Origin of the sequence: Candidatus Symbiobacter mobilis CR (genome assembly GCF_000477435.1) — a bacterium.
GTDB lineage: Bacteria > Pseudomonadota > Gammaproteobacteria > Burkholderiales > Burkholderiaceae_C > Rhodoferax > Rhodoferax mobilis.
The window spans coordinates 295,015-307,113 of the sequence record NC_022576.1; the positions used below are offsets into that span (position 1 = coordinate 295,015).

Annotated in this window: 14 protein-coding genes and 1 other RNA gene; 4 read left to right on the plus strand and 11 right to left on the minus strand. The window is 57.1% G+C overall.

Annotated features, from left to right (window positions below; genetic code table 11):
• Nucleotides 1–234: 234 nt before the first annotated feature.
• The 4 genes from CENROD_RS01100 to CENROD_RS12920 form a co-directional block, all read right to left on the minus strand.
• The gene (locus CENROD_RS01100) at nt 235–2,103 is read right to left on the minus strand and encodes an Lcl C-terminal domain-containing protein (RefSeq protein WP_022771211.1); all 1,869 of its coding nucleotides are present in this window, start codon (nt 2,101–2,103) and stop codon (nt 235–237) included.
• Nucleotides 2,104–2,385: 282 nt separating this feature from the next.
• Nucleotides 2,386–2,784, minus strand: coding sequence for a hypothetical protein (locus CENROD_RS01105; RefSeq protein WP_022771212.1), 399 nt, complete (start codon nt 2,782–2,784; stop codon nt 2,386–2,388).
• A gap of 35 nt (nt 2,785–2,819) precedes the next feature.
• Nucleotides 2,820–3,515: a Bax inhibitor-1 family protein gene (locus tag CENROD_RS01110; protein ID WP_041193166.1), complete on the minus strand. Its 696-nt coding sequence runs from the start codon at nt 3,513–3,515 to the stop codon at nt 2,820–2,822.
• The gene (locus CENROD_RS12920; RefSeq protein WP_187292317.1) at nt 3,502–4,227 is read right to left on the minus strand and encodes an energy transducer TonB; all 726 of its coding nucleotides are present in this window, start codon (nt 4,225–4,227) and stop codon (nt 3,502–3,504) included. Before CENROD_RS12920 ends, CENROD_RS01110 begins: the two co-directional genes overlap by 14 nt.
• Nucleotides 4,228–4,495: 268 nt before the next feature.
• On the opposite strand from CENROD_RS12920, the gene rpsF reads away from it, so the two are divergent.
• From rpsF to rplI, 4 genes are read left to right on the plus strand one after another with little or no spacing between them, the layout of a single operon-like run.
• A complete protein-coding gene (rpsF, locus tag CENROD_RS01115; protein ID WP_022771215.1) occupies nt 4,496–4,867 on the plus strand; it encodes a 30S ribosomal protein S6 in 372 nt (123 codons plus the stop codon).
• A 12-nt stretch (nt 4,868–4,879) separates the two neighbouring features.
• Entirely contained in the window at nt 4,880–5,329 is a 450-nt protein-coding gene (priB, locus tag CENROD_RS13425; RefSeq protein ID WP_022771216.1) for a primosomal replication protein N, read from the plus strand.
• On the plus strand, nt 5,253–5,537 hold the full coding sequence (rpsR, locus tag CENROD_RS01125; RefSeq protein ID WP_041193167.1) for a 30S ribosomal protein S18: 285 nt from the start codon (nt 5,253–5,255) through the stop codon (nt 5,535–5,537). The genes priB and rpsR overlap by 77 nt, the downstream gene beginning before the upstream one ends.
• Before the next feature lie 11 nt (nt 5,538–5,548).
• Nucleotides 5,549–6,001 (plus strand): 50S ribosomal protein L9, encoded by a 453-nt coding sequence (gene rplI / locus CENROD_RS01130; protein ID WP_022771218.1) that lies wholly within the window; start codon nt 5,549–5,551, stop codon nt 5,999–6,001.
• Nucleotides 6,002–6,133: 132 nt separating this feature from the next.
• On the opposite strand, the gene CENROD_RS01135 is transcribed toward rplI, so the two are convergent.
• The 7 genes from CENROD_RS01135 to CENROD_RS01155 all read right to left on the minus strand — a co-directional run bounded on the left by CENROD_RS01135 (nt 6,134) and on the right by CENROD_RS01155 (nt 11,905).
• Nucleotides 6,134–6,943: a sulfite exporter TauE/SafE family protein gene (locus CENROD_RS01135; RefSeq protein WP_041193168.1), complete on the minus strand. Its 810-nt coding sequence runs from the start codon at nt 6,941–6,943 to the stop codon at nt 6,134–6,136.
• A 109-nt stretch (nt 6,944–7,052) separates the two neighbouring features.
• A non-coding RNA gene (gene ssrS, locus CENROD_RS14630) (6S RNA) lies at nt 7,053–7,230 on the minus strand.
• Nucleotides 7,231–7,359, minus strand: coding sequence for a hypothetical protein (locus CENROD_RS14455; RefSeq protein WP_274518147.1), 129 nt, complete (start codon nt 7,357–7,359; stop codon nt 7,231–7,233). It lies immediately after the preceding RNA gene.
• Between the two features lie 167 nt (nt 7,360–7,526).
• Nucleotides 7,527–7,802: a septum formation initiator family protein gene (locus CENROD_RS01140; RefSeq protein WP_022771221.1), complete on the minus strand. Its 276-nt coding sequence runs from the start codon at nt 7,800–7,802 to the stop codon at nt 7,527–7,529.
• A gap of 58 nt (nt 7,803–7,860) precedes the next feature.
• On the minus strand, nt 7,861–9,144 hold the full coding sequence (gene eno, locus CENROD_RS01145) for a phosphopyruvate hydratase (RefSeq protein ID WP_022771222.1): 1,284 nt from the start codon (nt 9,142–9,144) through the stop codon (nt 7,861–7,863).
• A 175-nt stretch (nt 9,145–9,319) separates the two neighbouring features.
• Complete coding sequence (gene kdsA / locus CENROD_RS01150) at nt 9,320–10,189, minus strand: 3-deoxy-8-phosphooctulonate synthase (protein WP_022771223.1); 870 nt, start codon at nt 10,187–10,189, stop codon at nt 9,320–9,322.
• A 48-nt stretch (nt 10,190–10,237) separates the two neighbouring features.
• Complete coding sequence (locus CENROD_RS01155) at nt 10,238–11,905, minus strand: CTP synthase (protein WP_022771224.1); 1,668 nt, start codon at nt 11,903–11,905, stop codon at nt 10,238–10,240.
• Nucleotides 11,906–12,099 lie beyond the last annotated feature (194 nt).

Below are 12,099 nucleotides of genomic sequence, written 5' to 3' on the forward strand. Positions count from 1 at the left end.
CCGGGCGAACCTGGCAGTGGTCGAAAGCAATCGAGATGATGAACTACCGCACTGAATTGCTGTACGGGTACTGCGCATCATCCCCACACCAACGGATGCCCCTTGGGGGCAAACCCACAGGGGAGCAAGAAGGATCAGAGGGATGTATCACCAAGGGATGCATTACAAAGTGACGCATCGCAGAGATGCACACCGCTACACCCTCCTTGCAGGATCAAGGACGATGGTTGTTGATCAGCGCTTGTTGACCCAGAATCCCACACCTTGCCCAAGCTTTTTCTGGCCGAAGGCAAGATAGCCGTTGGCTTGAATGTGATCAGCCAAGTGCGTTCCACCACGGTTGTCCAATTCCGGAGCGTAAAAGTACCACTTGCCTTGGGGACTGTCCCAAGCCCACAGTGTGTAGAAGTTTTGAGGAATGACGCCAGTAGGTGGAGCTGTGGTGCCGATATTGATATTGAAATACTGAGGCGTGCGATCTTCACCAAAGGCGATCAAGCTCCAACCGGACTTCAGAGCGTGTGTACCACCTTCCTGGTAGGCCGTGACGGTGACAGGCGCGCCAGTGGGGACGGGTAGATCGAAAGCCGTGATGGCGTTGACCCAAAAACCCTCACCAGGCTTGATTTCTGACAGGACACCGTACCGCTTGCTTGCAGCGTAGGTAGCCAAATCTGCGGCGGGCATCGACGGGGTGTAGAACTGCCACGTTGCAGAGTCCGGATCGAACTTCCACACTGTGCTGACCTTCGTTGGATCCTTGATCAAGTCAGCCACGTTCATCGTGGTATTCCGACCGTTGCCAAGCAAGTTCCACCCGGCGGAAACGGGGAGGGAACTCATCGTCACATGCACTGCCATGTTGGCGCTCATCGTCACGGTGCATTGGCGGCCATAGGTCACCCCTTCGGCGTTCTTTTCTTGACAATTGCCTTCCCATGTCGCGAAGGGGTTGGTAGTCACCAAAGCGACCTGCGTGCCGCTGGTGTAGGTGCCAGTGCATTGGGTACCACAGTTGATACCTGCCAAAGTAGTACTCGTGACTTCTCCGCTCCCAGTCTTGGTCACAGTCAAGTTGTAAGCATCTACAGGGATGCCACCGCGAACGAGCCGGACGGAATTGGTCTGAAAGTAATCTCCAGTAGAGCTGCCGTCCCAAAAATGCACGAGCCAAGAGCTATCGGCATAATAGCCTGCCTGGGCAGGTTCTTTGATTGGTGTGTTGGTATAAAAATAACCATTGCTGGCATTGGGAAATACCATCCTATTCAAAGAAGAATCGAACTTCTTGAAATCGACGAGGCTCAGCATTTCGTCGAGGGTAGGCAAGCGCCAGTCGTTGTACCCGGCAAAAGAATTTTCGTCTGCCAATTGTTTAGCTTGAGCAAAATTCAATAACGATGCCGTGCCGGAGCAGGTGTAGGCATTGGTTTGCGCATCAAGCTGCCAAGTTTGGCCCATGGCACAGCGCTGCCACATCAACCCCGTCGGGCTGTGCATGACAGTGCCGTTGTTGTTTGCTACGTACTGGGAATCCGGACGCTCCACATTCAACAATGCCGATGTAGTTGGGCCAGTTACCAAGCGTAGGGCCAGATTACCACTGGTACCAAAGTATTGGACATCACCAAAAGCAAATTTGACTGCATGAGCAAAATTCGTATTGGGTTGGGATTCCTGTGTGAAAAGCGAGGAAGTGCTGGACCAATACCAAAATCTTTCACCTTCCAGCGCTGTAGCAGGGAAAACAGCAGCGTTGGGGAAAACCGTTCCGTCAATGGAAGGGTACGTTTTGCTGGTATCAACAATCGTTTGCAATTCACGGATCGTAGGCAAACGCCAAGTATTGCGACCTGCAAAGGTGGTGCGATGTGCATTGGCGTCCGCCCAGTTCATGAGCGTAGCTTCACCGTTGCACGTGGTGCCGTTCCAGGTTTGGCCTACGGCGCAGCGCATCCAGGTGAGCCCTGTGGTGGGGTCGGTCACGGTGCCATCACCGTTGTCTGTGTAGGTTTTGGCTGCGAAGGAGTGGCTGGCACCCACGACACAGCTTGCGATTGCCAGCAAACGCAACGAGGGGAGGAGGCGGCGAGCAATAGTCATAAATTGGTTCCTTTCGTGAATCTACCCACTGCACCCGCAGCAGGATAGCCCGTGGATTTTAGCCACGCTATACGTAGCACTGGGGACGATGTGAAATATAGATGGGGTGCGAAATATCACGAATCGGACATGGAATCGGAGCACAAATTCGTGATCCAGTCCATTGCATCGACAAATTACCCCCGTGGGCACATCGCAGCAACTGCCGAGCCTCGTGCAGGGAAACACCGGGAAATGCAGAGAAAAATCCCCATCCATGCGGGTGGGGGCAGGATCACCGGATCAATGTTGTGCTGCGTGGCCGCCCTGTTCCGGCTCTTCTTCCTCTTCTTCTTCCTCCTCGGAGTGTTCTTTGGGGGGAGGGGGCGGCGGCGGGGGAGCTGATACTGGAGCCGAAGGGGGAGGCTCGGGCGGGAGGGGAATTTCCGCGCGGATTCCCTCGATTTGGTTTTCCCGCATGTAGGAATCCATTTCGCGCCATCCAGCATAGATGGCTGCTTTATCTATGTTGCGGTGCAAGGTATAGCAGTCCTCGATGCCTCGCATTCCGAACCGGCAGGAAGCGCCGATAGCGCGCGCCTCGGCCTCCAGCCGGGGATCGGGGCCTAGCCCGATCATCCCGAGGTCGAAATCACAGCCGGACAGTGCAGCAAGACACAGACCGAACACTGCAATGCGCATGGCAAGGGGGCGTGTATCGCGCTGAAAGCGGAGGGTTAGTCGTGTTCGCCGCCGAAGATACCCAGCAATGCCAACAAGCTCTGAAACACGTTGAAGGCGTCGAGGTACAGCGCCAGCGTGGCACGGATGTAGTTGTCCTCTCCTCCATCGACGATGCGTTTGAGGTCGTACAACATGAGGGCGCTGAATATGCCAATGGCGGCAACGGATAGCGCCATCATTGCTGCCGTGGAGCCAACGAAGACGTTGATCACGCCCCCAACCAGAATCGCGAGCACGCCGACGAAGAGCCATTGGCCCATTCCGGACAAATCCCTGCGGATGACGGTGGAAAGACCAGCCATGGCGGCAAAGATACTGGCTGTACCGGCAAAGGCCGTCATGATTAGGGCCACGCCGTTGCGCAACCCGAGGATGGAGGCAATCAACCCGGAAAGCATCACACCCATGAAAAAGGTAAACGCGAGCAGGATGTAGACCCCCGCAGCGCGGTGGCTATTTTTTTCGATAGCAAACATGAATCCGAAAGCGCCGCCAAGAAACACCAGCAACCCCAGCCATCCGTGGAAAAACTGCGCCATGCCGGTTATTACGCCGATCCATGCACCGGCCACGGTGGGTACCAAACTCAGCGCGAGCAATCCATACGTGTTGCGCAGCACTTTGTTGCGATCCACCGCAGCGGTGCCATAGCCGAATACCGGTCGCAGTGCTTGTTCACGATCCGTCATGACGTAGATCTCCTAGGGAAGAAGGGTGGAAAAAAGAGGATTCGATTGTAGAAAGCCGAGAAGTTGCAGCTTGTGCGGCAGTGTGGGTGTGTCGTGTGGACGATGTGAGCTCGAATCGAAAAGGCACGTCGTGCCATCGTTCTTGGGGGGCACCGGCAAGCATGGCAGGACGGTATTTCCATGACAAGGCGGTGCGGAGGCTGGCTGTGTCCAAGCGGCGAAAACCGCTGGAACGGTGGATGTGCGCATCCTTCGCCGTGCCATCCTTGCCGATCGAGACCCGAACGACGACGCTCCCTTCCTCCCGATACCTGCGGCTCAACGCTGGGTAGTCCGGTGCTGGGGCATCAATGGGTTCGGCGTCGGTCAGGATGGGAGGCGAGTCGGCTGGAATGGAGACTGGGGTATTCGATTTTGGGAGAGTGGGTGCTGTAGCCCCTTGTGTAGAGGCGACATCGGACGTAGTGCTGACGAGGGCATGGGGGGCGACGGGACTGTCTACAGGCCCGGCCACCGGCAGCAAACCGCGTCGCTGCGGGTTCGGTATGCGCTGTGGGGGAGCAGGATCGACTGTGGCAACCGTCGCGACCGAGGGGGGCGAGGGAGTTGCTGGTGTCGTGGTGGGAATGGGGATGGATGGAGTCTCGACGTGCAAGGCCGCGACTATGCGCAGTCTGTGCGGTATCGGGTGATGCAGCGGTGGGGGCTGCATCAGCGTAGAGGAACCTGTCGAAGGGGATGTCTCGGATATCGTTGATAGCGTTGACAGTCTCAAGCTGGCAAAGAGCGCTCCGTGCGCCACAGTGATGGCGAGAGAGAGCATTGCTATCGAAACAGGGGAAAACGGGAAACGGAAATATGGGGTACGGAAACAGGGGAAACGCATCGCTAGAATCGCTGGTTTTCCTTCCCACACCCCATTCGACGCCGGGGGTGGGAGCACGGCCACAAGGCCTATCCATAAGGAACGAGGTGAACTAATGCGTCATTATGAAGTGGTGCTCATGATCCATCCGGATCAGAGCGAACAGGTTCCAGCCATGCTGGAACGGTACAAAAACATGGTTACTGCCGGGAATGGGCGCATCCATCGGGTGGAAGACTGGGGACGTCGCGTGTTGGCGTACTCCATCGACCGTCTCTCCAAAGCCCATTACCTGTGCTTGAATATCGAGGCCGACCAGAACGTCATGGGGGAACTGGAACATGCTTTCCGGTTCAACGACGCGATTCTGCGCAGCCTCACGGTACGCCGGAACAAGGCCGAGACCGCGCCTTCCGCAATGATGCGGTCTGCGGAACGAGAGGATGCGCGCAAGGTAGCCTCTACCGAGCCGTCGCCGTCGGTTTGAGCGTTCGCGCAGGTGGTTTCGACGACGCAGCGGACGACTGCACAGGATACGAGCCAGGCTACAGATCACGATACGAATCACTTGTGCATCGTTGCCACGATTGCGGAAATCGCGCAATTGCGTTACTCCCCGGCGGGTGTACCCATTCTGGGTTGCACGCTGGCGCATGAGTCCGTCAACAAAGAAGACGGAGTGCAACGGGTAGTACGGCTGGTGCTTCGGGCGGTCTGTTTCGGATGCGTTGCAGAACGGCTTGCGCAGCAAGACTTGGGTACCTGCTGGTCGTTTCGGGGTTTTTTGTTTTCTCCCCGTAGCGGTCGGGTTGTATACCAAATTCAGGATTTTTTGGCTTTCCCCCAACTTTCGGAACAAGAAGGAGCCCATCATGGCTGGACCGAGGCGGTCACTCACGAAAAATCGGCGCCCCAAACGCGCTGCCCAGAATTTGCTTTTCCGTCGTAAGCGTTTCTGCCGCTTTACGGTGACTGGGGTCGAGGAAATCGACTACAAGGATCTCGATACGCTCCGCGATTTCATTGCGGAAAACGGAAAAATCATTCCGGCTCGCTTGACTGGGACGCGCGCCATTTACCAACGGCAACTCAATACTGCGATCAAACGTGCGCGGTACTTGGCACTGTTGCCCTACTCTGACCAGCACAAGGTCTGAAGGAGCAAGAGATGCAAATAATTTTGCTCGATAAGGTCATCAACCTAGGCAATTTGGGCGACGTGGTGCGCGTCAAGGATGGGTATGCAAGGAATTTCCTCATTCCCAGTGGCCGTGCGCGTCGCGCATCGGCAGCCGCCTTGCAGGAATTTCAGGCACGCCGTGCGGAGCTGGAACGGGTTGCCGCAGAAAAAAAGGCACTGGCTGTCGCGCTGGGCGAAAAGCTCTCCGGCTTTGTGTGCAAATTGACGCAGAAAGCGGGTGTCGACGGGCGACTGTTCGGCTCTGTCACGAACGCCGATATTGCAGAGGAACTAGGCCGCAATGGCTTTACCGTCCATAAATCGCAAATCCGCTTGCCTTCGGGTCATATCAAAACCGTGGGAGACTGCACGGTCAAGGTGGCACTACACACGGATGTCGCGGTGGAATTGGCTATCGCTGTCTACGGGGAAACTGCCTGATTGCGCTTGCGGTTGGATCATGGGTACCGTGCAGCCGGTGTTGCGGGAGGAAGCATCGTGCGATGCAGGCTGCATCGAAGGTGCTGAAAGTGCTGAAGGTGCTACTTCCGCTACTTGCTGTTACAACGGCCGTCACGTACCTGCAAAAGTGCGGAGCAGCACGTGTACAGCAGCGCAGTACAGCAGTACAGCAAAGGCTCGACGTAGCCAAAGGCTGCTGATTCGGTATGCGGTGTAGGCGCCTGCTGGCGCTGCAATCAGGCTGCCCAAACCCACGGCAGCGAGAGCGGGCAGGCTGATATACCCCACAGTACCAGATGACAAGCCTGATGCACCAGTAGAAGAAAGCAGGTATCCGGCAGTACTGACCACCGCAATGGGAAGGCCCATGGCTGCGGAGGTGGCGATCACGTTGCGCATTGGCAGGTTGCACCGCACCAACCACGGAACGCTCAAAAATCCTCCACCGGCTCCGACGAGTGCACTGACGAACCCGATCACGGTGCCTACGGGGAGCATCCCCCGTAGGCTTGGTAGCGTGCCACCCTCCGCATGGTCCGCATGGTCAGACACTTTTTCATGCAGCAGTTGGGTGGCGGAGAACACTACGAACGTTGCGTAGAGTATGGCAAGCCAGTCGGCAGGGATCGTCGAAAAAACACCTACGCTGGCAATCCCAGCTCCGGCAAGCAAACCTGGCACGACGCCTTGCACCACATCCCAGCGGATGGTGTTGTGGCGGAAGTGTGCGGCTACGCTGGAGAGAGCTGTACACACCATGACCGCCGAGGAAGTGGCGATGGCTACCTTGATTCCTGATGCAGGCGAATAGCCCCCGCTTTGCAGCAGCCAGAACAAACCGGGTACGACGATCACGCCTCCCCCTATTCCAAAAAGTCCTGCAAGGAACCCGGCACCCAGGCCCAGGAATACCAAGCCCATCCAAAGCGGGCCATGAAGACCGAGAACAGTCAAGACAACACCGGCGCGGCAGACATGCAGACCAGAGGGCGGGAAGCGGGGAGGGAATAGCCAGGATAGGCTGGAGGGAGAAGGGTCTGCGCACGCCGCTGAACCGATGACTGAACCGGGGTTCAGGTGGGTAAGGTCACCCGCGCCTTGGGAAGTTCTAACGCGAGAAGATCACGCCGACGCGGAAATATTCCTAACCCTGGCTCAATGAGAATTGGTTCAAGAATTACCAAGCCCAACGAACGTGGCAGACAAAGTCATTCTAGTCCAGGAACCTGACCGATTTCCCAGATCCCGCCTGCATAGCGACGGTGCGTAGCCTCGGGTGTGCCGTACTCCTGGGTACCGTCCTTGTTGACCCAAGGCAGGATAGAGGGTCTGCGCATTCCGTCGCTCTGCACATTCCGGTTCATCGCTGCTGGCGCTATTGGTGTCCAGGCTTTGACGGGCTTGTAAAGGGGTGCGTCGGTTTGGGAGCAAAAAAAACCGCCGGGGTGAGCGGCGGTGTAAACACGGGATGTAGGGAGGGATATAGGAGGGATGTAGGGGACACCTACTGGGCAACGCGAACGAATACCTCATCCGGTTTGGTCATTCCAAACCCCATTCGCGCTTTTTCTTCCAATACTTCCGTACCCGAATCCCAACCAGCGATTTCTGCGGCCAGAAAACGATTTTCTTGCTCCATGCGGTCGTTGACTTGTTTCTGGGCAGCAAGGCGGGCGCGGCTCTGTGCGACGTCGGATCTTCCGCCACGTCCGTACATGATTTGGACACCCAGCATGACCAGAAGGATGATCAGCAGCCATGCAAAGTACCGCGAACCCATGGTTGTCTTCCCGCCCAGAAGAGTCGTCAACGCACCTTATGTGCCTAGCGTGCCTTGCTTAGCGAAGGTTGTAGAACGCGCTGCGGCCGGGATATACCGCAACATCGCCCAAGTCTTCTTCGATGCGGAGCAGTTGGTTGTACTTGGCCATCCGGTCGGAACGGCTCAGGCTGCCGGTCTTGATCTGACCAGCGTTGGTACCCACGGCAATGTCGGCGATCGTCGAATCTTCCGTTTCGCCGGAACGGTGGCTGATGACCGCCGTGTAGCGGGCACGCTTGGCCATTTCAATGGCGGCGAACGTTTCGGACAGGGTGCCGATCTGGTTGATTTTGATCAGGATGGAATTGGCGATACCTTTGTCGATCCCTTCGCGAAGGATTTTGGTATTGGTGACGAACAGGTCGTCGCCAACGATCTGGATGTTTTTGCCCAGTCGATCAGTCAGTAAGCGCCAGCCATCCCAGTCGCCTTCGGACATGCCGTCTTCGATGCTCAGGATGGGGTACTTGTCCACCCACGTGGCGAGCATGTCTGTCCATTGCTGTGCGTCCAGCACCAGCCCTTCCCCTGCAAGGTGGTATTTGCCGTCTTTGTAGAACTCGCTGGCGGCGCAGTCCAAGCCGATGGCAATATGTTCGCCAGGAACGAATCCCGCTTTTTCGATGGCCTTGATGATGAGCTGGATGGCTTCTTCGTGGCTTTTGACCGAAGGGGCAAAACCACCTTCATCGCCAACGGCGGTGCTCATGCCTTTGTCGTCGATGATTTTTTTGAGTGCGTGGAAGGTTTCAGCACCGTAGCGCAGCGCTTCACGGAAGCTGGATGCCCCAACGGGGATGATCATGAATTCCTGCAGATCGAGACTGTTGTTGGCATGTGCGCCACCGTTGACCACGTTCATCATGGGCACGGGCATTTGCACGCCAGACATTCCGCCAAAGTAGCGGTAGAGCGGCAGCCCGGATTCTTCCGCCGCAGCGCGGGCAGCAGCCATGGATACGGCGAGGATGGAGTTGGCGCCGAGACGTGATTTGTTTTCGGTGCCGTCCAGATCGATCAGGGCCTTGTCCAGGAAGGCTTGTTCGCCGGCATCAAGCCCCATCACGGCTTCGGAAATTTCGGTGTTGATGTATTCGACTGCCTTGAGCACGCCTTTGCCGAGGTACCGGGTTTTGTCGCCATCGCGAAGTTCGATGGCTTCCCGGCTACCCGTCGATGCGCCGGAGGGCACCGCAGCACGGCCCATGTTTCCACTTTCGAGGAGCACATCACATTCCACGGTGGGATTGCCACGGGAGTCCAAAATTTCACGGCCGACAATGTCAACGATAGCGCTCATTTGCTTCTTTCAGGTTGATGAACAAGGGGAGAAAAACGTAGCCATACTCCATATTGCACATTGCTGCACACGGTGTGCTGGCTACAGGGGAAAAAATCGGGGGAGAGATGTCAAGAGCAGCGAGTCGAGGGCAACGTATACATTCGCCAGCACCCGATTCGGCAGCACCCTGGCATCATGACCCTGCATGGCAGGAAAGACGCTGTTCGAGGAATCCACGCTGCTTGACCACCGAATCGATGGCCATCAGCGATTCGAGCAGGCTTTCCATGAGGTGGAGCGGAACGGAATTGGGGCCGTCGCTCATCGCCCGATCAGGATCGGGGTGGGTTTCCATGAAGATGCCACTGATCCCCGCTGCAACTGCCGCCCGAGCCAGTACCGGAACCATCTGGCGCTGCCCACCGCTGGCGTTGCCCAGCGCACCAGGCATTTGCACGGAGTGCGTTGCATCATACACGACGGGTGCGCCGGTCTCTCGCAGCAGGGAAAGCGACCGCATGTCGCTGACGAGGTTGTTGTAGCCGAAGCAGGCGCCGCGTTCGCACACCAGAAAACGATCCGTATCAAGCCCATGGCTTGCGGCTGCCTGGCGCGCTTTGTCGACGACATTGCCCATTTCAGCGGGGGAAAGGAATTGGCCCTTTTTGAGGTTGACCGGCTTGCCACAGCGGGCAACGGCGTGGATGAAATCGGTCTGTCTGCACAAAAAAGCAGGGGTTTGCAGCACATCGACGACGGCAGCGACGTCTTCGATTTGTTCATGGGTGTGTACATCCGTGAGCACGGGAACCCCCAATTCGTGGCGAATCTGGGCCAGGATGGCCAACCCTTCTTCCATTCCCGGGCCACGGAACGATTGCGCTCCAGAGCGGTTCGCTTTGTCGAAGCTGCTCTTGAAAACAAAAGGAATCCCGAGTCTGCTGGTGATGTCGCGAAGGGTGCCCGCCGTATCCATTTGCATCTGTTTGGATTCGATGACACAAGGCCCTGCGATCAAGAACAGAGGCCGATCCAGGCCGACTTCAAAGCCACAGAGTTTCATGGGTTCGTTCCAGAAAAAGTGGAGGCATAAAAGGGGGGCATGGATGCCCTAGGAACCTGTCGGCGTGGGCGCACGGCTTTGCTGGTGCTTGATGGCAGCCTGAATGAAAGCATTGAATAGCGGGTGGCCGTTCCAGGGAGTCGATTTGAATTCGGGGTGGAACTGTACCCCTATAAACCATGGGTGTATGGCAGGGGGCAATTCGATGATCTCGGTGAGTTTTTCGCGCTGGGTCATTGCGGAGACCACCAAACCTGCGCGTTGCAGTACGTCAAGATACCGCGTATTGGCTTCGAAACGGTGACGGTGGCGTTCAGTGACGACATTGCCGTAAATGCGGTGGGCCAACGTTCCAGGCACCACGTCTGAAGTCTGGGCACCCAGGCGCATCGTTCCGCCCAAATCGGAATCCGGGCTGCGCGTCTGGATTTGGCCTGCTTCATCTTGCCATTCCGTGATGAGCGCGATGACCGGGCAAGGGCAGGCAGGGTCGAATTCGGTGCTGTTTGCGTCGGCCAAGCCCGCGACGTTGCGGGCGAATTCGATGGTCGCGACTTGCATACCGAGGCAGATTCCCAGAAAGGGGATGCGGTGTTCGCGGGCGCAGCGCACCGCGCAGATTTTGCCTTCCACCCCGCGCACGCCAAAACCGCCGGGAACGAGGATGGCATCGAACCGTTCCAAAGTTGCCCACGTGTCGTTGTTCAGCGATTCTGCGTCGATGTAGTGGATGTTGACGCGAACGTGGTTTTTCAGGCCAGCATGGCGCAGTGCTTCATTGAGGGATTTGTAGCTATCCCCCAGCTCGACATATTTGCCGACCATTGCTACGTGGACTTCCCCCTGCGGGTTGGCGATGTCGCGAACCAGATCATCCCAGCGTCGCAGGTTGGCGGGGGGGGTGTTGAGGCGGAGCTTGTCGCAGATGAGTCCGTCCAGCCCTTGCTCGTGGAGCATGCGCGGGATTTTGTAGATCGTGTCGACGTCCCAGACAGAGATCACCCCCCACACAGGCACATTCGAGAACAGGGAAATTTTTTCCCGCTCTTCCTGGGGAATGGGGCGGTCTGCGCGGCAGAGCAAGGCATCGGCCTGGATACCGATTTCGCGCAATTGGCGAGCGGTGTGTTGGGTAGGTTTGGTTTTGAGTTCCCCCGCAGCGGCGATCCAGGGAACGTAACTGAGATGCACAAACACCGTGTCATTGCGACCTGCCTGCAGGCTCAGTTGCCGAACGGCTTCGAGAAAAGGCAGTGACTCAATGTCGCCGACCGTGCCACCGACTTCGACGATGGCTACATCGACTGCCTTGGGCGTACCAACCCCTGCGCCACGCTGGATGAAGAGCTGGATTTCGTTGGTGACGTGCGGAATGACCTGCACCGTTTTGCCCAGGTAATCCCCACGGCGTTCTTTTTCCAGAACGCTGGTATAGACCTGACCAGCGGTGAAATTGTTGGCTTTGTTCATCCGCGTTTCGATGAAGCGCTCGTAATGGCCGAGATCCAGATCGGTTTCCGCTCCATCGTCTGTGACAAAAACTTCGCCATGCTGGAACGGCGACATGGTTCCGGGGTCAACGTTGAGGTACGGGTCCAGCTTGATGAGCGTGACCTGAAGCCCACGGGATTCCAGGATGGCAGCCAGCGAAGCAGCAGCTACACCTTTGCCGAGAGACGACACGACGCCGCCGGTGACGAATACGAACTTGGTCATGGAATAGGGAAATACACCGCGCCAGTCATGCTACGGAAGGCAAGGACATGGCGGAAAAGAGGAAATGACGCCGCAGGAAAAGAGAAGAAACCGGGGCGCCGTGGAATGGGCAAGACCCTACAGTCGGCGCCAATTCGGCTTGGTGCAGGGTAGGAAACCGAGAAAGCCGAGGAGAAGAAAAAGAGTCAAGATGC